The organism is Kordia sp. (genome assembly GCF_022447245.1).
Classification (GTDB): domain Bacteria; phylum Bacteroidota; class Bacteroidia; order Flavobacteriales; family Flavobacteriaceae; genus Kordia.
In genome coordinates this window covers 13,543-36,091 of the sequence record NZ_JAKVBC010000038.1, presented here as the reverse complement: position 1 = coordinate 36,091, position 22,549 = coordinate 13,543, and the positions used below count along the sequence as shown (strand labels likewise).

General features: G+C 32.4%; 26 protein-coding genes. 10 read left to right on the top strand and 16 right to left on the bottom strand.

Features of this window, described 5'->3' with window-relative positions; all coding sequences use genetic code 11:
- Positions 1-93: 93 nt before the first annotated feature.
- From MK119_RS20325 to MK119_RS20310, 4 genes are all read right to left on the bottom strand, one after another.
- On the bottom strand, positions 94-903 hold the full coding sequence (locus tag MK119_RS20325) for a head GIN domain-containing protein (RefSeq protein WP_290682802.1): 810 nt from the start codon (positions 901-903) through the stop codon (positions 94-96).
- A gap of 107 nt (positions 904-1,010) precedes the next feature.
- A complete protein-coding gene (locus MK119_RS20320; RefSeq protein ID WP_290682800.1) occupies positions 1,011-2,756 on the bottom strand; it encodes a PspC domain-containing protein in 1,746 nt (581 codons plus the stop codon).
- The gene (locus MK119_RS20315) at positions 2,749-3,093 is read right to left on the bottom strand and encodes a PadR family transcriptional regulator (RefSeq protein WP_290682798.1); all 345 of its coding nucleotides are present in this window, start codon (positions 3,091-3,093) and stop codon (positions 2,749-2,751) included. Before MK119_RS20315 ends, MK119_RS20320 begins: the two co-directional genes overlap by 8 nt.
- Positions 3,094-3,232: 139 nt before the next feature.
- Positions 3,233-3,697: a DUF4870 domain-containing protein gene (locus MK119_RS20310; RefSeq protein ID WP_290682796.1), complete on the bottom strand. Its 465-nt coding sequence runs from the start codon at positions 3,695-3,697 to the stop codon at positions 3,233-3,235.
- Between the two features lie 263 nt (positions 3,698-3,960).
- Here MK119_RS20310 and MK119_RS20305 point away from each other — a divergent pair, with 263 nt between their 5' ends.
- From MK119_RS20305 to MK119_RS20290, 4 genes are all read left to right on the top strand, one after another.
- Positions 3,961-4,428, top strand: coding sequence for a DUF4442 domain-containing protein (locus MK119_RS20305; RefSeq protein ID WP_290682794.1), 468 nt, complete (start codon positions 3,961-3,963; stop codon positions 4,426-4,428).
- 63 nt (positions 4,429-4,491) lie between these two features.
- Entirely contained in the window at positions 4,492-5,289 is a 798-nt protein-coding gene (locus tag MK119_RS20300; protein ID WP_290682792.1) for a TIGR00266 family protein, read from the top strand.
- A 175-nt stretch (positions 5,290-5,464) separates the two neighbouring features.
- The gene (locus tag MK119_RS20295; protein ID WP_290682790.1) at positions 5,465-5,896 is read left to right on the top strand and encodes a hypothetical protein; all 432 of its coding nucleotides are present in this window, start codon (positions 5,465-5,467) and stop codon (positions 5,894-5,896) included.
- Between the two features lie 179 nt (positions 5,897-6,075).
- On the top strand, positions 6,076-6,273 hold the full coding sequence (locus MK119_RS20290) for a hypothetical protein (RefSeq protein WP_290682789.1): 198 nt from the start codon (positions 6,076-6,078) through the stop codon (positions 6,271-6,273).
- 45 nt (positions 6,274-6,318) lie between these two features.
- Here MK119_RS20290 and MK119_RS20285 read toward each other — a convergent pair whose 3' ends face one another.
- The gene (locus MK119_RS20285) at positions 6,319-7,257 is read right to left on the bottom strand and encodes a LysR substrate-binding domain-containing protein (protein ID WP_290682787.1); all 939 of its coding nucleotides are present in this window, start codon (positions 7,255-7,257) and stop codon (positions 6,319-6,321) included.
- Positions 7,258-7,373: 116 nt separating this feature from the next.
- Here MK119_RS20285 and MK119_RS20280 point away from each other — a divergent pair, with 116 nt between their 5' ends.
- Positions 7,374-7,847 (top strand): Dps family protein, encoded by a 474-nt coding sequence (locus MK119_RS20280; protein ID WP_290682785.1) that lies wholly within the window; start codon positions 7,374-7,376, stop codon positions 7,845-7,847.
- A gap of 620 nt (positions 7,848-8,467) precedes the next feature.
- On the opposite strand, the gene MK119_RS20275 is transcribed toward MK119_RS20280, so the two are convergent.
- Positions 8,468-8,893 (bottom strand): DUF2141 domain-containing protein, encoded by a 426-nt coding sequence (locus MK119_RS20275; RefSeq protein ID WP_290682783.1) that lies wholly within the window; start codon positions 8,891-8,893, stop codon positions 8,468-8,470.
- Positions 8,894-10,060: 1,167 nt separating this feature from the next.
- On the opposite strand from MK119_RS20275, the gene MK119_RS20270 reads away from it, so the two are divergent.
- Entirely contained in the window at positions 10,061-10,558 is a 498-nt protein-coding gene (locus tag MK119_RS20270) for a hypothetical protein (protein ID WP_290682781.1), read from the top strand.
- A gap of 404 nt (positions 10,559-10,962) precedes the next feature.
- Here the strand turns inward: MK119_RS20270 and MK119_RS20265 are convergent, their stop codons facing one another.
- The 7 genes from MK119_RS20265 to MK119_RS20235 all read right to left on the bottom strand — a co-directional run bounded on the left by MK119_RS20265 (position 10,963) and on the right by MK119_RS20235 (position 17,288).
- Positions 10,963-12,243: a DUF58 domain-containing protein gene (locus MK119_RS20265; protein WP_290682828.1), complete on the bottom strand. Its 1,281-nt coding sequence runs from the start codon at positions 12,241-12,243 to the stop codon at positions 10,963-10,965.
- Between the two features lie 87 nt (positions 12,244-12,330).
- A complete protein-coding gene (locus MK119_RS20260) occupies positions 12,331-13,356 on the bottom strand; it encodes a MoxR family ATPase (RefSeq protein ID WP_290682779.1) in 1,026 nt (341 codons plus the stop codon).
- Between the two features lie 30 nt (positions 13,357-13,386).
- Entirely contained in the window at positions 13,387-14,610 is a 1,224-nt protein-coding gene (locus MK119_RS20255; protein WP_290682777.1) for a DUF4350 domain-containing protein, read from the bottom strand.
- Positions 14,607-14,993, bottom strand: coding sequence for a hypothetical protein (locus MK119_RS20250; protein WP_290682775.1), 387 nt, complete (start codon positions 14,991-14,993; stop codon positions 14,607-14,609). The genes MK119_RS20255 and MK119_RS20250 overlap by 4 nt, the downstream gene beginning before the upstream one ends.
- Before the next feature lie 117 nt (positions 14,994-15,110).
- Positions 15,111-15,374, bottom strand: a complete 264-nt coding sequence (locus MK119_RS20245; protein WP_290682773.1) for a hypothetical protein — start codon at positions 15,372-15,374, stop codon at positions 15,111-15,113.
- 5 nt (positions 15,375-15,379) lie between these two features.
- Positions 15,380-16,327 carry a hypothetical protein gene (locus MK119_RS20240; RefSeq protein WP_290682771.1) on the bottom strand — a complete coding sequence of 316 codons (948 nt, stop codon included), beginning with the start codon at positions 16,325-16,327 and terminating at the stop codon, positions 15,380-15,382.
- Positions 16,311-17,288 (bottom strand): stage II sporulation protein M, encoded by a 978-nt coding sequence (locus tag MK119_RS20235; protein WP_290682769.1) that lies wholly within the window; start codon positions 17,286-17,288, stop codon positions 16,311-16,313. Before MK119_RS20235 ends, MK119_RS20240 begins: the two co-directional genes overlap by 17 nt.
- A gap of 24 nt (positions 17,289-17,312) precedes the next feature.
- Between MK119_RS20235 and MK119_RS20230 the strand changes: the two genes are divergently transcribed.
- A complete protein-coding gene (locus MK119_RS20230; protein ID WP_290682767.1) occupies positions 17,313-18,053 on the top strand; it encodes an RDD family protein in 741 nt (246 codons plus the stop codon).
- Positions 18,053-18,658: a trimeric intracellular cation channel family protein gene (locus tag MK119_RS20225; RefSeq protein ID WP_290682765.1), complete on the top strand. Its 606-nt coding sequence runs from the start codon at positions 18,053-18,055 to the stop codon at positions 18,656-18,658. The genes MK119_RS20230 and MK119_RS20225 overlap by 1 nt, the downstream gene beginning before the upstream one ends.
- Positions 18,659-18,709: 51 nt before the next feature.
- On the opposite strand, the gene MK119_RS20220 is transcribed toward MK119_RS20225, so the two are convergent.
- Positions 18,710-19,915, bottom strand: coding sequence for a hypothetical protein (locus MK119_RS20220; RefSeq protein ID WP_290682763.1), 1,206 nt, complete (start codon positions 19,913-19,915; stop codon positions 18,710-18,712).
- An 84-nt stretch (positions 19,916-19,999) separates the two neighbouring features.
- Entirely contained in the window at positions 20,000-20,710 is a 711-nt protein-coding gene (locus MK119_RS20215; protein WP_290682761.1) for a peptidylprolyl isomerase, read from the bottom strand.
- 2 nt (positions 20,711-20,712) lie between these two features.
- Between MK119_RS20215 and MK119_RS20210 the strand changes: the two genes are divergently transcribed.
- Together MK119_RS20210 and MK119_RS20205 are read left to right on the top strand one after the other, a co-directional pair.
- Positions 20,713-21,360, top strand: a complete 648-nt coding sequence (locus MK119_RS20210; RefSeq protein WP_290682759.1) for a CoA pyrophosphatase — start codon at positions 20,713-20,715, stop codon at positions 21,358-21,360.
- 38 nt (positions 21,361-21,398) lie between these two features.
- Positions 21,399-22,202 (top strand): lysophospholipid acyltransferase family protein, encoded by an 804-nt coding sequence (locus tag MK119_RS20205; protein WP_290682757.1) that lies wholly within the window; start codon positions 21,399-21,401, stop codon positions 22,200-22,202.
- A gap of 81 nt (positions 22,203-22,283) precedes the next feature.
- Here the strand turns inward: MK119_RS20205 and MK119_RS20200 are convergent, their stop codons facing one another.
- A complete protein-coding gene (locus MK119_RS20200) occupies positions 22,284-22,532 on the bottom strand; it encodes a hypothetical protein (protein WP_290682755.1) in 249 nt (82 codons plus the stop codon).
- Between the last annotated feature and the right edge of the window lie 17 nt (positions 22,533-22,549).

Here is a 22,549-nt window from a genome sequence, read left to right as displayed (position 1 = left end):
TAGTATAAATAGAAAACCGCGTACATTACTTTGTACGCGGTTTTTGGTTGAGTTAGGGTTGGGTTGATGTGATATCATACATTTATAAAACATCTATTTTTGATAAATACCGCCAGCAACTGACTTGTTTTTAGAAACTGATTCAGGGTTTCCGTAATAGCTAATGTCGCCACCGCTAGAACTATTTGCTACTAATTTCTCTGTAACATATATTGTAATATCTGCACCGCTACTTACAGAGGCATTACAGTCTTTGACTCTCAAATCTTTAGCATGAATATCGCTTCCACTGCTAGCATCTGCTTCTAATGAATCTGCAATTCCTGCAATTTTGATATCTGCACCACTAGAACTAGAACACGTTACATGCTCAGCTTCTACTTCTAATTTTACATCAGCTCCGCTATTACTTTTTATTTCAATATTGTCTGCAATAATGGTAGAAGTCCCAAATACGTCTGAACCGCTTGTACCTACAATCTTTTCAATATTTGGTACGTTTACATGTACTTTTTTCGCTTTACAACGTCCAATGTTTTTTTCAGTATGAATCCTAAGTGTTCCATTGCTAATATCAGTAGCAATTAATTCAATAACATTTGCGTCGGCTTCTACTTCAATAGAAGTAGTTTCTGATTGTGTAATATATACATCAAATCCTTCAGAAGCTTTAATAATAGTAAAGCCACCTTCGATGTCTCTTTCTTGTGTAACAACATTTCGATTGCCTTTTATTCCTGAATTAAAATTAAAATCGCAGGAAGTCATGAGAATACTCAAAATTGTAATGGCGATAATTCTTGCTATTGTGATCATAATAGTTAGTGTTTTTTGTTGATTGATGATGATTTTGTTGTTTAAATTACTCACAAACAATCCAACTACCAAAACTAATTCTTTCAATTAGTTTCGATAGTATTAGTATGGATTGTGAACTGCTCATTTGATTGATTGATTGATTGATTGATTTTTCAACATTGTTCAATAGTTGTATATTGAACAATGTCTTATTAATTATTAGTATTGTTTGATAAAACGCTGTCACGAGGTACGTTTACACCAGTATCGTTATTTTTGATATTAATATCTACTTTGTCCGAATTGATCATGATATCACTTTTTTCCGCGGGTTGCTTTTTACTTTTTTTCTTTTTTGATGAAGGACAGTCTAAACATTCTAATTCTTCATTAACCACCTGATGGTGATATCCTTCAGGTTTTGAATTACTAGGTAAAATGTCTCCTGTATCTCCATAATTTCTATGAAATGTTCTTGTGTTCTTGTGAGGGTTTATAATAGCACCTTCTGGTAAATACAATACAATTTCTACCTTTTGATTGTTATATTTAGCGTCTTTGTCAAACAGAAAATATCCATCAAGCTTTAAGGTGTTGTTTTCAAATACATAATTGTAATCAATTCCTTGTGCACGTTGTCTAGCAGCATCTTCTGTAAGTCCGCTTGCACTTCTGCTAATACGAACTCTTGCATTTTCTTTTGATGTAGGTCTTACAATAAGTCGTACAGAGCGAGAAAGTAGGATCACATTTCCATTTTCATCACGTTCTTCTCTATAATCGTAGTAACGTCTTTCTAAAGCGCCTCTAAAATCTTCATTATTTACCATCTTCACTCTAATAGTGTCGTTTTTAACAATAGCTAATTCTTTACTAGATGATAAAGTAACATCTTCATTTTGGTGTAATGCTGCGCTAGAAGCAATATATGCAATTCCAATACAAGCAGAAATCCATAATACAATGAGTATTGTTTTTGCTGTGACTCCAATAGATTTTGAGTTTTTTACCAAAATCTTCATTCCTAAAATAAACAATACTACTGCAGGAATTCCAATAGCAACCAATGCAAGTAAGCTTAATATCCAAGGAGCAGTTTCATTTAAAATTCCCAAGTCATAGTGACTGAAGAAACTTCTACCTCCAAAAATTTGAAAATTAAAGAAACTAATACCAAGTGCAGACATTAGTGCACTTATCAAAATAGAAGCAGCTACAACGATAAAAATTACCCCGAAAAACTTTCCAAAGACCTTTAAAAAAGTTTCAATAATATGTCCTATAGAATCAAAGAAGGAAGATGTTCCTCTTTTGGCTTTTTGCCCAACTTGCTCAAAGTTGATATCATTTAGTGTTTCTTGAACATCATCCAATCCTTCTTTGATTTTTTGCTCAATATTGCTGATGTTCGCCGGCTTTCCCGCCATGGCCAATTTTTCACTAGTTGTGGTCGCTTTAGGAATAATAAACCATAAGATTATGTATACCAATATTGGCGATCCAACTCCTGCAAATACAATAATAATTGCTAACAATCGAATCCACAAAGAATCTATACCAAAGTATTGTGCTAAACCTGCACAAACTCCTGCAATAACCTTATTGTCGTAGTCTCTGTATAGCTTTCTATTTGCGTCAAAAGTTCCTCTTGATTCAGAAGTTCCTGTTCTTGGTTCATCTTCAAAGATTTCATCGTCTACCAAATAATCTTCTGGTTGTCCCATGATTTCAATAACTTCTTGAACCTCTTTCATTCCAACTACTTGTCTATCAGACTTCATGCGTTCAGCGAAAAGTTCGGCAACTCTAGCTTCAATATCAGCAAGAATTTCGTCTCTTCCTTGTGAATCTGTAAAGGAACGTTTTATGGCGTTTAAATAACGCTGCAATGTGTTATATGCGTCCTCATCAATATGAAAAAACATATTTGCTAAATTTATATTTATGGTCTTATTCATTGTTAGTATTTTTTTGTCGTGTTACGAGTGATACATCTTTTTGTAAATTGTCCCAAGTTGTAGTAAGTTCATTAAGAAATAATCGGCCTGTTTGTGTAAGTCCATAATATTTTCGTGGCGGTCCAGAAGTAGATTCTTCCCAGCGATAACTTAATAAACCTGCATTTTTCAGTCTTGTCAATAGTGGGTAAATTGTGCCCTCTACGACAAGCATTTTAGCGTCTTTAAGTGTTCCAAGTATTTCGGCTACATAAGCATCCTGATCTTTCAAGATGGATAAAATACAATACTCTAACACGCCTTTACGCATTTGTGCTTTTGTGTTCTCTATCTTCATGTTTTCATGTGTCTTTTAATGATTCTGTTCGTTTTTTGATTGATGATTGATGATTGATTGATGATTGATGTTACACTGAGCTAAGTTTAAGTATAATGATTGATGAGGTTATACTTAGTCAAACTGCAGTGTGATGGTTTTATTTGATGAATCGATAGGTTAATGGATAACGATAGCGTTCACCTTCATTCGCTTTCATTGCTGCCACAATGGTATACGTAATGTTTACTGCAAAAAATAATAATGCGCCCAATCCTAAAATGATTTCTACAAACGAAACTCCAAAAAAGTGAAATCCTTTATCTACATTAATAGAAATACCATTGAAACAAAAAATGTCCCATGTGTTTATGTTTTTAGCACCAAATACAACAAAAAATGGAATGCACAATATGGTTGCTGCAATTTTATAACAAAGCAAACTCAATTGAAAGTTAATAACCTCTTTCCCATGATGATCTATATAATCACCATCTTTTTTATACATGGACCACAAAATGACCGGAAGTATAAAATTTCCAAAAGGAAAAAAGTATTTACTGAACGACGCTACATGTAAAACTGTCGCCACATTTTTGTCGTGTTTTGTTAAAGCTGATTCCATTGCATATTATTTTCTTATGCAAATATATGTCTAAAAAAAGGTATTATGCAAAACATAGTACTTAAATTTAACAAATTATTAACACTCTTAAAATATGAAATTTTAATCTAATCAACTTTAAGGTGTTGAATGTAAGGTATTTAGGTTTTTAGTTATGAATGAAGTTTACTTTCAAGAGAAAAAGAAAGTAAATTTTGCCTTTTCTCTAAAATCTTTTAAAATTTTGTATTTTGGCTACTCGAACTTAATGTGAAAGATAACCAATGGCTAAAAAATTGACTACATCTAAAATAAACACCTTTTTACTTTTTAAACTACCATCTGCATATTTTTCTGGTGTGCGATTAAAAGAAATTTCCAAAGAATCTGCTACCGTTACAGTGAAACATCGTTGGATTAATCAAAATCCTTTTAAATCATTGTATTGGGCAACACAAGGAATGGCTTCCGAATTAGCTACAGGTGTGTTGGTAATTCAGGAAATAGAAAACTCAGGTGAAAAAATTTCTATGTTAGTCCGATCGCAAAAAGGAACTTTTACCAAAAAAGCCACCGGACGCATTCGTTTTGTATGTAATGATGGCGACAAAGTTAAAGCAGCCATAGAAGAAACTATTAAGACGGGAGAAGGACAAAGCCTTACATTATATGCAGAAGGTTTTGATGCTTCGGGAGAAAGTGTTTCTAATTTTGAATACGAATGGGGAATTAAACTTCGAAAGAAAAAATAATACATCTGTGTAACAAACTGTACTTTTTCCTATCTAATACAGCGCAATCAAAAAACAATAACTATGACAGCACATGAAATAGATTACCACATTTATGGCGAAGAAATGCAATATGTGGAAATAGAACTCGATCCACAAGAAGCCGTAGTCGCAGAAGCAGGAAGCTTTATGATGATGGATGACGGAATTAGTATGAATACCATTTTTGGTGACGGTTCCAATCAAGAACAAAGTATTTTAGGGAAATTATTCTCCGCAGGAAAACGAATCTTAACAGGAGAAAGTTTGTTTATGACGTCTTTCTTAAACGAAAAAGCATTTGGCGTTCGTAAAGTAAGTTTCGCCTCCCCATATCCAGGGAAAATTATTCCTATTGACTTAACAGAATATCAAGGAAAGTTTATCTGCCAAAAAGATGCATTCTTATGTGCAGCAAAAGGTGTAACAGTTGGAATTGAATTTTCTAAAAAGTTAGGACGTGGATTTTTCGGAGGCGAAGGATTCATCATGCAAAAACTAGAAGGTGATGGAATGGCATTTGTACATGCAGGAGGAACCATGGCTAGAAAACAATTAGCACCAGGAGAAACATTACGCGTCGATACGGGTTGCATTGTCGGTTTTACACAAGATGTTGATTATGACATTGAATTTGTTGGTGGTATTAAAAATACGTTGTTTGGAGGAGAAGGAATGTTCTTTGCAACTTTAAAAGGGCCAGGAATGGTGTATATTCAATCGTTACCATTTAGTCGTTTGGCTGGACGAATTATTTCTTCATTACCAAATGGAGGAAGTAGTAAAGGAGAAGGAAGTATTCTGGGAAGCATAGGAAACTTACTTGATGGTGATAACCGTTAGTTAAACCAAGAATTATAAAATATAGAAGCGTTCTTTATCGAATTACGACTTGTAATTTGATAATGAACGCTTTTTTTATGGTATTTTAGTGCATAAATACTAATAGCTTTGACAAGTGAAATTGATCTAGCTTTTTGACATATCTACTTTACGACCAGTATCTAGTAGTCATCAAATGGAGACAAACATAAAAGGCGGAAACAGAGTTGAATTTGTCTTTGAAAACATAAATTTGCCTTTTGACGATGCTACGAATGATGGATATGTTGTTTTCAATATCAAAACACTGCTAGCATTAGAAGAATGTGATACGTTTGAAAATACCGCAGATATCTATTTTGACTTCAATTTACCTATCACTACGAATACATCTTCAACCTTGATTTCAAATCCATTGAGTATTTCTGAAGAAAACCTAGAAAGTGACACGATCAAAATCTATTCAAATCCAACAAGTGATAAATTATTTATCAGTGCTACTGAAACAATTCGAAGCATAGAAGTAAGAACGTTAGATGGAAGATTGTTAAAAAATAAAATAATTACATCAAACAATAACGAATACGAGCTTGATTTAGCAGATCTGCGATTGGAGTATACCTTGTAAGTACGGTTACAAACTCACGTAAGACAACTAGTAAAATAGTAAAAGAATAATATAGTTGACTGTTAAAGTTTTGTTGTAGAAGTGTAAACATTATTTTTTTTTGTACATTTATAGAACTAAATAAAATGCTTATAGATAAAAACTACTCTTAGAAATTTTAACTTAAACCCTCGTTAAATATGGCAAGAGCGATGTTTGATTACACAAAAACTATACTTAAAAAAGTTAGTTTTGATCCATCACTGTTTTGTAAAGAATTACAAAAAGCTTTGCAGAGATTGCTGCCTCACGAGATAGAAGAATTGAAAATTTGGATCAATTTACTCGTTACAGCAAATCCACAATTAGATCAATGTTTAATCTATTTAAAACCATAAAAAAAGCCGCGATACGTCGCGGCTTTTTTAATATATTATTTTTTGCTATTGCTGTACTGGACTAATAATTTGCACATTGTGAAATGCAATGGCACCTCGTACAATTCCCATAATAACACTTCTCAAAGCTTCTATAATTTGCATTTTTAATTCACTTTTGTGAAATAGCAAGCTTACTTCTCTTGCAGGTCTTGGTTCTGTAAAATGACGTAAATACTTCCGTTCAGATTCCTTAATGTCTAACGTATGTAAATAGGGAAGAAGTGTCATTCCTAAATCTTCATTCGATAATTTAATCAGGGTTTCAAAGCTTCCACTTTCCAATTGAAAATGATCGTCAACTGTAGTTCGTGGTACTTTACATAAATTAATAACGCCATCTCTAAAGCAATGTCCGTCTTCTAACAATAAAATATCGTCTATATCTAAATCGCCAGTTTCAATTTCCTTTTTGTGGTACAAGCGATGATTTTCAGTGGTATATCCAACAAAAGGTTCATAATACAAAACACGTTCTTTAATTTGATCGTATCCAAGTGGCGTAGCAGCTATGGCTGCGTCTAAATGTCCTTCGTTAAGTCTTTTAATAATCGTTTCTGTTGTAAGTTCTTCAATTTTTAAATTGACTTTTGGATATTTTTTAATAAACGTTTTCAAAAACATGGGTAATAAAGTTGGCATAATTGTCGGAATGATTCCCAACTTAAATTCGCCACCAATAAATCCTTTTTGTTGATCTACAATATCTTGCATTCTCCCAGATTCATTGACAATATTACGTGCTTGTTCAACTATTTTTTTACCAATCTCGGTGAGTTGAATCGGTTTTTTGCTGCGATCAAAAATCTGAATTTCCAACTCATCTTCCAGTTTTTGTATCTGCATACTCAATGTGGGTTGGGTTACAAACGACTTTTGTGCGGCTAGTGTAAAGTTTTTGTGTTCGGCTACAGCCAATACATATTGTAATTGTGTGATTGTCATTGTTATAAATTTGAGTGATAAAAATATAAAAACTATCAATAAAACTTATACTAATTTGCGTTAAATGTTAAATATTTTTGTGGTATCAGAAAATAACAATTAAAAAAAGTAACAATATGACATTAAATATATTAGGATTAGACATCGAAAAAACAGAAGATTTAGTAGAAGATTTGAATGTATTATTAGCAAATTTTCAAGTGTATTATCAAAACTTACGTGGAATTCATTGGAACATCAAAGGAAAAGGATTCTTTGAGTTACACACCAAGTTTGAAGAGTTGTATAATGACACACAAGTAAAAGTAGATGAAATTGCAGAACGTGTATTAACGCTAGGCGGCGAACCATTACATACATTTCAAGATTATATTGAAAATGCTAAAGTTCCTGTGGGAAAACATGTTTCTAAAGATGAAAAAGCGGTGGAATTGATTGTAGCTTCTATTTCAGAATTATTACAATTAGAAAGAACATTGTTAGAAAAGGCAGGAGATGCCAATGATGAAGGAACAAATGCAATGATGAGCGATTTGATTTCTGAGCAAGAGAAAACTGTTTGGATGATGAATGCTTGGTTAGATAAGTAGTTTTAAGTTTTAATTAAAGTTTATAAGGTTGGTTAGAAAGAAAAGCGAGACAGAAATGTATCGCTTTTCTTAGTTAAATCATTTACTGCCAAAAATTAATTGCAAGTACAATCTGTATTTGCAACCATTGCAGGTGTATATTTTAAGATAGTCATTGAATTTAGGTTGTGTTCAACCCTATTGACGTTTCGCTAGAAACTATTCAAATTCTTATCATAAAATTAGCTTTTAGGGTAAGGTAGCTCCTTCTTTTGCTTTAAATATTATTTTCCCATTTGTTCCTCCTTTTACCTTTGAGGGAGACTGTACAAGATATTTTTTGAATTAATAAATGCCCAAACTTATTTGAATATTTACAGCATAAAAGTGAAGATAATCGCTATTTATAAATGATAGTATATAATTTATAAATCACGACGAATACAAGATGAAAACGTGCTGATTTTCAGTGTAAAAAACAATATAACAAACTTAATTACATGTTTTAAGAAGTATTTCAATAACAAAAAAGCGGCACAAATATATGTGCTGCTTTTTGTTTGATTAATGAATGAATGTTGTTTTGGTTGATTTATTTATTGGTGAGTTTTAATACTAAAATTTAAAGTCTCATCACTATGTTAAAAAACGATTTTTAAATTTACATCTGTATCTTTAACATCAAATTTGGCAGAATCAAATTGTGGTGGTCCATAGCTCATAGGATTGTTTGATATTCCATAATCTTCTTTTGGCATTCCGCTTTCTTCAAAGTCCATTTGTCCATTACTATTTTCGTCATGTACACATAAAATTGCATATGTACCTTTTGGGACATTTTTAAAAGTAACGGTTACTGTATTTCCTTCAACTTTGCTTTCTGCTGTTTGAAATGGATCCGTTTTCATAAATGTACTTTCTGTATGTAAAGCGAATAGAACCTTTCCTTTATTGTTCTTTATTTCATCAATAGAAACTGTGATTGTAACACCATCTTTAGAAGTTGTTTGTGCTGTTGTTGTAAAAAGACCTGCAAAGAAAACTGCGATTAAAAGTAAATTTTTCATGAGTGATTATTTATTGATTAATGATTTATTGTTTTGTAACACTGAACTAAGTCTAAGTGTAGTTTGATGACTCAAATTTCCAAATAAATCCATCGTACTCATAAAAAAAGATACCTAACTGTAGTTTTTGAAGGACGAATTGTAAAAAGAAACAAAATTAATGTAAAACAACAGGACTAGTTATCCTATGGAATATTACTACAATAACCATTAGAACAATCAAAACAACTAACTACAAAAGTTAGTACTATGGTTGCGGAAGTGCAAATTCCAGTTGCTCATCCTTTTCCTGAAACCGATCTCGATTGTAAATCACTGATAGACTTCTTGTTCAGTGCTAAACTTTTAATTTTTTTTCTTCACATGAAAATGGTTTTTAATATGTTAAACATATCTCAAGGCTATATGAAACCGAAAGTGAATAAAAATTAAGCCAGTCTTGATTTATAAATAACGTGAGGGTTGAAAAAAATAACTCCTTTTTAGGAACCTTTTTTTTATAAATAACGTCTATATACATAGAGCAATGATTGTCACTTTATGGAAGTTCAATAGTTTTTAGGTTGATACAATATGGTATGCTTCTATAAAGTAATTCTAATTAAACACTCGTTAGTTATTGATTTAGGTTAATTGTACACTACAAGAAAATTCGCTTTCCAAGGGTTCATATATTGTAGTTGTACAAATCACGGTGAAAGCGAACTTTTCGAAGTTCGCTTTTTTATTGCTTGCTTGTTTTTACTTCATAAACTTACTTTTTTACCTGTCCATTATTATAACATTACTGCTTCTTTTGTCTTTTTTTTCAAGGGGAATAGAATTTCTTTTCAAGTGCATTTTCTATTTTAATACGTATCAAAGTTAATTTTAATACGTATTAAACTTTATTTTGATACGTAGTAAAGTCGTAAAATCTCTTGATGTTTTGATTGGAATGTAAAGAGGAAATGGTAGGAAGTACTTGAGGAAATGATAGATTTATCAAGAGAATAAGATTTTGTGTTGTTTAAGAATTGGAAAGCAAACTTTGAATTCACATTATTGGAAGAATTACTTTTCTTCTCCTAACTTGGGACTAGGTATAAACAGTAAAATAACTATGCAAAACTTTTGTTTCATGCAAATAAGAAATACATGTATACAACGAATAGATATAAACTTCTCATGATCTTTTTTATTCTGTTCATTGGTTGTTCAAAGAAAACTAATCAAATAACTGTTATCACAAAAGATGGATTATTAAATGATAAAGTTGAAATTAGAAATGGACTTACATCAATAAATAGAGAAAATGACCTTGATCTTTTTTCCAGAAACTTAAAAACGATCTTTATAGGAAGTGATAAAGAAAACTTAGAAACGAACTTTGGCGAGAATGATTTTTTGATCATTTATGACGATGCATACTATTATTCATTTAGACATTTTATTTTTACTGATTTTATAAGTTCATATCCAAAAGGTCATGATTATAAATTTGAATTTTTTAAGCAAAACGATTCAATATTTATGAGTGTTAAAATTGCAGGAGAACATCCAATGGAATTTACAAGACCTTTAATCAATAAAGACCATGCTGAAAAATACAGATGTAATACGCCTGTTGAAAAAGCAGGAGGTATATTCAATATGATTGAGTTGAAAGAAAAAACGAAATCTTAAAAATGATTATTGATCTCCAACATAAAACAGAAGATAGAACGATCGCACAAAATGAACTCTTTCATTTTAAAACAATTTTAGAGTTTTGTGAAGCTTAAAAATGTGTTTGCTTGTGTAGATAATTGTTTAGAATAAACATTTTATTTTTTGTAATATGATGGGAGAAACTATAGCATTAAAAATACAATAGCAAAAGCATACAGATTTGACGATCAAAAACCTAGGAAAGGTTCAAAAGTATACGTATTTCGAATATTAAGAGGATTAAAGAGTTTTGCGAAAATGCAAGGAAGTCGAGGCAGTCAAAAGTTCTGGGAAATCAATGGAACTATTGTAGAAGGCGATGGCTCTGAAGATGGAATACGTATCAAAGTTTCTTCAGTAAAACAAGTGTATTAATTATTCTACACCAACCCACGAGACTTCATTTCTAAATACTTATTAATAGCATCAATAGTCAAATTCTCAGGAGTCGTAAGGATTGAATGAATTCCATACTTTTTAAGTTCGTTGACAATCAAACGTTTTTCAAAAGAAAACTTTTCCGCAATGACTTTATCATAGGCTTCTTGAATAGTAGTAGCATCATTGTTGATCAATTGATCCAATTCGGTGTTTTTAAAGAAGATGACAACTAATAAATGACTTTTGGCAATTCCTTTTAAATACGGCAATTGGCGGTTGAGTGCTTCTACAGTTTCAAAGTTCGTATATAACAATAAGAGACTACGATGTTTGATGGTTTGCTTAATATTGGCATACAATCTTCCGTAATCCGATTCATAAAAATCCGTTCCCACATTATACAAAGCTTCTAAGATTAAGTTCATCTGTGAACTTCGTCTTTCAGCAATGACGGTATTATCAACCTTTTTGGAAAACGTAAACATTCCGGCTTTGTCTTGCTTTTTTAAGACTACATTGCTCATTACCAAAGTTGCATTAATAGCATAGTCGAGCAGACTCAATTCATTAAAAGGCATTTTCATCATGCGCCCTTTGTCAATGATAGAATATACAGGTTGCGATTTTTCATCTTGGTACTGATTCACCATCAATTCACGCTGTTTGGCAGTCGCTTTCCAGTTGATAGTGCGCAAATCATCTCCTTGCACATATTCCTTAATTTGCTCAAACTCCATCGTATGTCCGATGCGACGAATTTTTTTAATTCCGTACATGGTTAAGTTGTTTCCAATGGCGAGCAAATCATATTTCTTTAGCTGTAAAAAGGCAGGATAAGTTGGTACCATGATTTCACTGTCAAAGTGAAAGCGACGCGATACAAATCCTAACAAAGTAGTAACATACACATTCCGTTTCCCAAAGGTATACTCACCGCGAGAGGTTGGACGTAACTTGTACTTTAATTCAATACTGCTAGAAGGTTTTAGTTTTTTCTTTATAGAAAAATCACGCACTTGAAACTGTTCTGGTATTTCATCAATGATATTCGTAAATACAGGAAACGTATAATAATTTTCTAGTTTGATAAATACATCATTTTCATCACCATTAGAAAATTTGTCAGGAACTTGTCGTTTTCCAACAATACCATTTTTTGTACGATACAAGATAAAAATGTCGAGTAGGGCAGCAGTGAAAAAAACTAGTAATAAAAGCTTAGAAACATAAAAGAGTCGTGGAAACAGAAAGCTTATTATAAAGCATACTATGATTCCCAAACACACGTAAAAGAAACGGTTTTGGATGTATAAGGACTTAAAAAAATCTTTTATGACTTGCACTCGCTAATAATTTAGAACAATAGCTTATCGAGGAATCTCAATAGTTTGTATAATTTGATTGATAATTTGCTTAGAAGTCATTCCTTCCATTTCGCGCTCTGGTGTAACGATGATACGATGTTGTAATACTGGGACAGCTACTTGTTTAATGTCTTCTGGAGTTACAAAATCGCGTCCGCTCATAGCAGCAAAGGCTTTAGCAGCTTTTAAGATAGCAATGGATGCTCTTGGTGAGGCACCCATATATAAAAATTGATTGCTTCGTGTATTGATAATGATTTCGGCTATGTATTTTAATAAGTGTGGTTCTACAATGATATCATTTACCAATGCTTGATATTTGGTAATTTGCTCTTTGTTTAAAAACGCCGTGACTTTATCTACTTTTTTGCCTTCTTTTAACGCATGCTCACGTGCAATAATTTCTACTTCTTCTTCAAGATTTGGGTATTCTACATTGATTTTAAACAAGAAACGGTCTAACTGTGCTTCTGGCAAACGATAGGTTCCTTCTTGCTCAATTGGGTTTTGTGTTGCCAGCACCATAAAAGGTTCTCCTAAAATATATTTAGTACCATCCATAGTAATTTGGCGTTCTTCCATAACTTCAAATAAGGCAGCTTGTGTTTTTGCAGGTGCACGATTGATTTCGTCAATCAATAACATGTTGGTGAATACAGGTCCTTTTTTAAACTCAAATTCAGATTTCTTCATGTCAAAAATAGACGTTCCTAATATATCACTTGGCATTAAATCTGGCGTAAACTGAATACGACCAAAATTAACGGTTAACGATTTTGCTAATAATTTTGCCGTGATAGTTTTAGCAACACCTGGCACACCTTCAATCAATACATGACCTTTGGCAAGTAACGCAGTAATCAACATATCAATCATTCCTTTTTGACCAACAATTACTTTTGAAAGCTCTTGTCTTATCTTTTGAATACCATCTTGTAGTCCGGTCAAATCAATTCTGTTCTCAAATGACAATGGAGCGTCTTTTGCTGATTGTGCTTCTTCTTCGTTAATATCTCCTGTAAAGTCCATATAATGTGTTTAATAGTGTAATTTACTAATTTAATTGTCTTTTCTTCGAAATTTTTCAATGGCGGCTGTAATTCGGATGACATCATACTCGTCAAAAAATAATTTCTTCTTTAATATTTTTACTAGCTTAATGAGTTGCTCAGTTTCTTCTAATGATTTTCCAGATTTTTGATGTAAGCGTTTGCAAAACTTTTCATCGAGTACTTGCGTATCCATAAAATATTCTGTACGCAGATATTCTAAGAAATACGTGATTTTTTTATGTACTACATTTTGATGATCTTTGGTTTCATAGAATAGATTTCCAATAGTTTTGGTAAAATCTAAGGTTGTATTTTCAAGTGGTTTTAACACTTTTACAATACGCTGCTTTCGCTTGATATTAAATATAATAAAAATAGCTAAAAAGAGTAAAGCCAAATACCAAGCCCAACGCAATGCAGGTTGCGATTCTATAAAACGAAATCTGGAATCGCTAAGGGGGCTTTGAGCATTTGCTATTTTATTTGCCGAATCAAAAAAGACATCTTCATTTGGAATATAGGCCAATACACCTTCTGAATATTTATGATGATTATCTTTTAATAAATGATAATTTGTAAATGTAACAGGTTGCGTATGCAGTAAAAACGAACCTTTTCCAACAGGGACTTGAATGAAATTGGTGTACTTCGTATTTGTGGAATCGTTTTCAAATTTTTGATACCCCAAAACCATGGTGTTTAAGGTGTCGATGTATGAGAAATGAATGTTGTTGATTCCTTTGTCAATTGAAATGGTATTGTTGGCTAATTGTCTATTGGCAAATGATAAAGTTGCTTTACTAGCATATCTTACACCATCCTTTATAGAAAAACCAAGTGTATCTCTCAAATAACGTGGCATCTCTTTGGAAGAGATAAAAATGGTATTTCCTTCTGCAGCAAAATCGAGTAATTCATGAATGGAAGAAGGATCTACAAGATAATCGGGAGAAATACTCATGTATGTTCCTTCAATTTTGTATTCGTATTTTTTCCAATCGTATTGATTGGCGAAAAACTCATAAGGAGTTCGGTAGACATCATTGATTTCTCCATCGTATAAAATGACTCCTATTTCTTTGTGAAATATTTCTACATCTAGCGGTTTGGTTTGTCGTTCATTATAAGTTTCACGCCAATCTACAGGAGTTGGTTTTGACACTTCTATAAACGCAACTGAAATAATGAGCGCAATTAAGATTCCAAGATATATTTTTAGTCTTTTACTCATGCGGCAACATTTTTAAGTAAGACTTGAAAAGACTCTTGTGCTTTTTCGTATTGTGCTTCGTTGATATCAAATTCACCATACCACGCATAATTATACAAGTATGAAGTGTACTGAAACTGCTCGCGCAATCCATCATTCGTAATTTCGTATGTATAATCAAGATTTGTTTTTTCAGGATCAAATACAATGACTTGAGCAATATTGAACTTTTTTAGCATGTTGAGGTATTGATACCGAATTGCCAATCGATAATCGCCTTTTTGGGCGGCTTCGGCAATCAATGTATCAAAATCAGTAATCAAAATATCAGTATCTACATCTTCAAAGTTTATTTTACGACGTGTAGATTGTTTCCCAAATACCCAACGACCTTCACCATTCATAAGTGTTCTTACAATAAAGAATACCACCAAAATGATGATAATGACATAGAATAAATTGGTAAGATCTTTTACAAGATCAGAAGCTTGTTCACGTGTTTCTAAATTAAACCATTCTTGCTAAGTTTCTTCTAACCAATTTACGAGTCTACTATACCAAGTTTCACTTGCTTTTTCGCCTTCATATTGATATTCATCAGTAGCATAACGTTCTTTAAAATCTTCGTCATATTTTTTAGGACTTATGTATGCTCTGTCTTCCTTAACAGGAGTTTGTTGAACAACAGTTTCATCAAAAGATATAAGAGTTTCAGCTCGAAGTGGACTAGAAAAAAATCCAACAATGAGAAAAGTAAAAAATATGTTTCTGAATAGTTTTGACATAAATGTTAGCCTTTCCCAATATGATCAATGGCACTTCTTGTGTAAATGTTTTCGCGGTCTTCTTTTAAACCATAATACACAATAGCTTGATGTATTTGTATGATGGCAGAAATAATAAAATTGATTAGATAGATGGCAATTTGCAATATAAATGCAATCATGAATATGAATGAAGTTTTTTCTAAATCGTTTAAATACGTAGGATCTTCATACACAGAAATTCCAATAAAATATAAAATACCTTCTTGTGTTAAGCCTAAAACATATTGAAATACTCCAGTAATCAACATAAAAATACCGACAGCTCCTACAGCAGGGAAGAAGCTTTGAAAACAAAGCTGTAAACTATACCCATAACAATCAAAAACACCTTTGTTGTCAGATTTTATATATTCCATGATAGCAGAATGATAAAAGAGCGAAATAAAAGCTACCACAAATAAAATAAAAGGAATTCCAATAAGAGTAAATGTCAAAATAGCCATGACAATTGAAGTTGCAATAAGCAAAGGAATTGAAATTAAGATGGTGGCAAGTATAAATTTGATCAACTTACCAAAGTTAGAAAACAAGGCATTGGATATTTCTTTATATGAGAAATTTGCACCTTGATGTTTTTCATAAAGCTTAAAGTAGAAAGGTACATAAGAATAGTTTAATATCCCCACAAAAGCACCTAAGAGTACATAGAAAATTCCATAGGTTATAAAACTACTTGAATGTCTTCGCAAATAATCAAACAGCACTTCTTCGTTATTCTCATCTAATAGCCCTAAGACTTGCATTTCGGCTAATTCACTATGTAATAGATAGCTCATTCCGATTAAAATTACCAAAAAGAAGCCGTTTACTATCAAGTAATTTTTGAAAAAGTGGGCGCCATGTAGTTTTAAGAAATCAAAAGTGTCTTTAAAAAATAATCCGAAATCTCTGGATTTATAGAGTTGAAACATGTGTTTTTAGTTTTTTATGTACAATACGTGGATATATTAAATAGTAAAATGATATAATTCCTAAGGTAAGAATTATAATACCAACTGAAACCGAATTCGGCATAATATTCGAGTATCGAGTGACATATCCTTCTAAAAAGCCAGCGGCAATTGTAAAAGGAAACGTACTGATTAATATTTTTATTCCGATTTTAAGTCCCATTTTAAACGAGGTGATTCGCGAATAGGTTTTAGGAAACAAGATACTAGCACCTAATATCAAGCCTGCTGCACCTTCTATAACAATGGCAAATATTTCCATAGCACCGTGAATCCAAATACCGCGAACGCTTTCCCACAATACACCTTGATCATAAAAGAAGTACTGAAATGAACCCAGCATGACACCATTGACCATTAAAACATAGCCTGTACCAATGCCTGCAAATACTCCAAATATAAAGCACTGCATACCTACATACAGATTTCGAAGCGTAATACCAATAAAACTTCCCCAATTACTTCCACTTTTGTAAATGGCTACAGGATCGCCGTTTTGGATGTTTTCTAAAGTTGTATTTACGTATCCATCTCCCAAAATTAAACGAACAAACGAATCGTCAAACGCAGCAGAAACAGCTCCAATAGCAACAAAAACGCCAAATATCAAAAATGCATACATTACATAACGACGATAATTGTACATAATTAGTGGAACTTCCGTTTTCCAAAATGAAATAAGACGATTGGTTTTGGTACGTTTAGTTCTGTAAATACGTTGAAAAGCTGCTGCTGCAAGCTGGTTTAAATAGCTAATGGTTTTACTCTTAGGATAGTATGTTTGTGCATACGACAAGTCATTCATTAACTGAATATATAAGGATGAAAGTTCATCGGGATTTTGAAAATTATTATTATAAATGGTTTTTTCAAAGTTTAACCATTTTTCCTTATTTTGCTTAATAAATGCAACTTCTCTCATAGTTACGCTAAAATAAAAAATTATATGTCACAGATACAAATTAATACTACGCAAAATGTAAATATCAATTTTACATTGGCAGCTATTGGTGAACGTGTTGTGGCGCATGTTATTGACCTGATTATAAAAATTGCTTACGGATATGTGGCTATTGAGAGTTTTTATGCCATTTTTAAAGATTCTGAATGGTTTATTGATATGGATTATTGGTCTCGATTTGCCATTTATTCATTATTGGTTTTCCCTGCTCTTATTTACAGCTTAGTATTAGAGTCCTTGTGGGAAGGACAAACCATTGGGAAGAAAATTGTAAAAATTAAAGTGGTTAAAATTGATGGTTATCAAGCTACATTTGTCGATTATTTGATACGCTGGTTTTTTAGAATTGTTGACCTAAATTTGTTGAGTGGTTTTATAGCCATTATTAGTGTGATTATGAGTGATAAAGGACAGCGTTTGGGCGATATTACAGCAGGAACAGCAGTAATTTCCAAGAAAAATAAAGTGCTTATTTCGCATACAATTATGGAAGAATTAGGTAACAACTACAAACCGCAATATCCTTCTGTAATCAATCTTTCAGATAATGACATGCGTATTATTAAAGAAACTTTTTTAATTGCTAAAAAGAGTAAAGATTTTGATACGTTGAATAAATTGCGAACCAAAATAGAGCAAGTCATGGAAACAAAATCTGATAAAGCTACCATTCCTTTTATAGACATCATTATCAAAGACTACAATTTCTACACACAAAATATGTAATGCTTTTTTATACGCTAGATATTATTGGAACGTTTGCTTTTGCAATTTCAGGTGTACTTATTGCGATGCAAAAACGTATGGATCCGTTTGGAATTTTTATCATTGCTTTTGTAACGGCAGTTGGTGGCGGAACTTTGCGTGACATGTTGATTGGAAAAACACCAGTTGGCTGGATGAACGATTTAAATTATGTGTACGTTATTGGAGCGGCAGTTATCTTTTCGATCCTTTTCAGGAAAAAGTTGAACCGACTTCGTACATCGCTATTTTTGTTTGATACGATCGGATTAGGCGTTTTTACCATTATTGGTGTGGAAAAAGGAATTTCTATCGATTTACATCCTATCATCTGTATTGCATTGGGGACAATGAGTGCGAGTTTTGGTGGTGTAATTCGAGATATTTTATGTAATGAAATTCCAGTAATCTTCCGAAAAGAAATTTATGCAACGGCATGTATTATTGGCGGAATTACCTTTTTTGTTTTAAAATATGCAGGTTTGGCAGAAGACTTAATCTATATTTTTACAGTACTCATGGTCATTTCAATTCGCTTGATTGTGGTAAAATTCAGAATACAGTTGCCTACTATTTATCAAAAATGAAAAGAACCGACTTACGCCAGTTCTTTACAATATTTTCTACAGCATGTTTTTTTAGAAAATAGTATATCCTATAGTAATGGAGAATTGTTTTAAGGTTGCTTCTGAAGCAGAGCCATTATCCAAAAGATTTCTATCTGAAATATATCTAGCTTCTACAGAATATTTGTTATAGGAATATCCAATTCCAAAAGAAAATCCTGCGTTAGCCCCAAATCTATCTTTTTCAATATTTACATTACCACTACCTTTTGCGTCTAATAAAAAGTCTACAATCACAGCTCCACTTAGAAATAGTTTTGAAGTATTTTTTAAAAACATGTAATGATGAATACCTATAGGAACTTGAATAGCACTGTATTCAAGTTTATATTTTCTTCTTACGGATAAATCTAAAAAATTGCCTTCACCTTCATACGAACTATAATTCGGTGCTACGAAGGCTGACCACTTATTTTTATTAAATGGAAATACATACTCAAATTCGATACCAAATGTAGGTGACCAGTTTGTAGCAGTTTCCACTCCGTTAGCAAAGAAAGCAGATATTCCTAAATTACTTATAGCACTACTGTTGTATGCTCCCGCAAAAACCTTAAGGTGAAATGTGCCTTTTTGGGGCTTATTAAATTCTACGACAGCTTCTCCTTTACACTCGTTGTAATATTTAAAGAAAGAACGCAAATCGCCTCTATCATAATCAACTCTAATCACTTTCTTCTCAGTAATTCCTGTGCATGAAAATTCAGTAAGTAATTGTTGTTGATATCTTTTATTGTAAAGTATATCATTATTTGCATTTGTATATACCTTGTAGATTAATGGTTTAATATCATTGTCACCTAGTTTGTAGAAAAAGGCTTTTTTGTCTCCGTCAATATAGGAATATAGAGTGGCTTCTCCTTCAATAAGTACATTTAATACAAGATCTATTTCTTTAAAATTAGGAGACCTTTCATAATCTAGTTTAGCAATAGAACGATCAGCATCATCAAAAGGAACGGTGTGTTTTTCAAACTTGAAGGAATTGTTTATGACTATCGTTTTAAAATTTCTTGGGTATAATACTTTAGTTTCACTGTCTTGAGAAATTCTATATTCAAATCTGTTGGGATTGTTTACCCAACCTTCATTTTTAATAAAACATTCAATTTTTTGATCATTTTCAGAGATGAAATACCCTTTTTCAAAATTAATTTGGGCAAAAATAGTTGATGTAAATAGCAAAAAAATAAAAAATGCTTTTGTATGTTTTTTCATAAGTTTTAATGTTAAATTGGCTGCAAAACTAATGAAATTATAAAAATAATTTAAAAAAATATATGAGCGTTATTACCAAAACTGTTAATCCAATACTTCAACACGACGAATCATGATTTCTGCCTTAGGCCATTCTCCTTTATCTGTAGGTTGATTGGCAATTTTGTCCACAACATCCATACCAGCGAATACTTTACCAAAAGCAGTGTACCCTCCATTCAAATGATGTGTACCTCCTTTTTTCTGAACAATAAAAAATTCAAAGGGAGAAGCAAGCTTATACGCATTATCAATATCGCCGCTAGGCATGGAAATAACACCTCTATGATGTTTAAATCCTTTTTTGGTATCTGGAGGAAGTAAATACTTCCCAATTTTTCGTCGCTTTTTAGCAATATTCCAACCGTCAGAGTTTCCTCCTTGAATCACAAAATCTTTTACCACACGGTGAAATTGTGTGCCTTCAAAATAATTGCGTTTTGCAAGCATGATAAAATTGGCTCTATGATATGGTGTTTCGCTATATAATTCGATATCAATATTACCAAAGTCGGTCACGATCCGTACTTTACGTTCGGGATTATTTTTACCATACTCAATCATGTAATCCAATACATTTTTGCTGGTAATTCTGATCTCTTTTTTCTTCTTCTCTTCAACTTTTTTTGTAGCCTTTTTAGCTGTTTCAGAGATATTGGTTTTTTGTGATTCTTTCGAATCAGGTGTAGAAGTTTTAGTATCTTCGCAACCAAATAATACGCATGCAACAATCAATACAAAGCAAATCTTTTTCATAGATGAATTTTGATAATTTTAAAAAAATCCTTCCAAAAATAGCAAAAATCCCGCTTCCAGGTGTTTCTTCTCAATTGAAAATGGCACCTTCAATGCGAGAGCAGGAACTTAGTGATCTGAAAGACCGTATGAAAAATGCGCGAAAATCTGCAGTTATGGCATTGTTTTATCCAAATGCTGAAGGAGATACAAAATTCGTGCTAATTCTCCGTAAAACCTATAGCGGTGTGCATTCCAATCAGGTTGGATTTCCTGGAGGAAAGCTAGAATCGGAAGATATTAACTATGAAGCCGCTGCATTGCGTGAAACAGAAGAAGAAGTTGGAGTTGCCATACATAATGTAGAAGTAATCCGTGAAATTACAGCGACGTACATTCCGCCGAGTAATTTTATTGTACAACCTTTTATTGGCGTTTTACAAGAAACACCAACCTTTGTTCCGCAACCATCAGAAGTAGAGTCTGTTATAGAAGTGTCGCTCTCAGATTTTCTCTCAGACAGTGCAATAATTCAAAAAGAATTGACAACTTCATACATGAAAAAAATAGAGGTTCCAGCGTTCTATTTGAGCAAACACGTAGTTTGGGGCGCAACAGCAATGATGCTAAGTGAAGTTAAAGACATCATTTCTAAAGCCATTTCAAATTAGTTTTCGTAGCTTTGTAATTCGTTCAAAAATTAAAATACATGGGATTATTCAAAAGAAATCCTTTCGGACATATACTATTTTTAAAAAAATGGTTGATTAGAATTGCGGGAACTATGACACATAGACGCTATCGTGGTTTTAATGAACTGAAAATAGAAGGTTCTGATATATTACGTTCCCTACCAGACAAAAATGTATTATTTGTTTCCAATCACCAAACTTATTTTGCAGATGTTGTAGCTATGTTTCACGTATTTAATGCGAGTTTGAAAGGTCGTGAAGATTCTATTAAAAATGTAGGTTATTTATGGAATCCTAAGTTGAATTTGTATTATGTAGCTGCCAAGGAAACTATGAAAGCAGGCTTATTGCCAAAGATATTGGCGTATGCTGGTTCTGTAAGTATAGAACGTACATGGAGAGCTAATGGAGAAGATGTCAACAGGCAAGTAAAGATGAGTGACATTTCTAATATTGGAATTGCACTTGATGATGGTTGGGTAATTACGTTTCCACAAGGAACAACCAGACCTTGGAAGCCTATCCGTAAAGGAACAGCACATATTATAAAACGTTACAAACCTGTAGTGGTTCCTATCGTAATTGATGGTTTTAGACGTTCATTTGATCGTAAAGGACTTCGTATCAAAAAGAAAGGAATTTTACAATCTATGGAAATCAAAGAACCGCTAGAAATCGATTATGAAAACGAAAGCGTAGCAAATATCATAGAAAAAATAGAATATGCAATTGAGCAACATCCTTCATTTTTAAAAGTAATTCCTCAAGCAGAATTGGAAGCGATGGAAAAACTCAATGAAAAGCGAAAATGGGAATACTAATACAGTACCAAAAGCATGCAAAAAAGAGGACCTTATATTAATATAGCGTCCTTTTTTTATGTTGTACGATTGAAAATTAATTTAATTTGTAGTCGTTTCTTCTTCTGTAGAATCATTCACTGAATCGTGAAGAGTTTGTCCAACTTTGTAAAATAACTTGTAAATAAGCTGAATCAATCCTCCATTGTTGATCATATACATTGAAGTATTTGAAGTTGTATTTTGTACTAACGATGTTCCAAACTGTTGTTGGAAACTCTTTGTATTGTCATGTGCACTTACCGATAAGCAAAACATAACAGTGAGTCCAAAAAAAAAGATTTTTTTCATGATGATATTGTTAATTT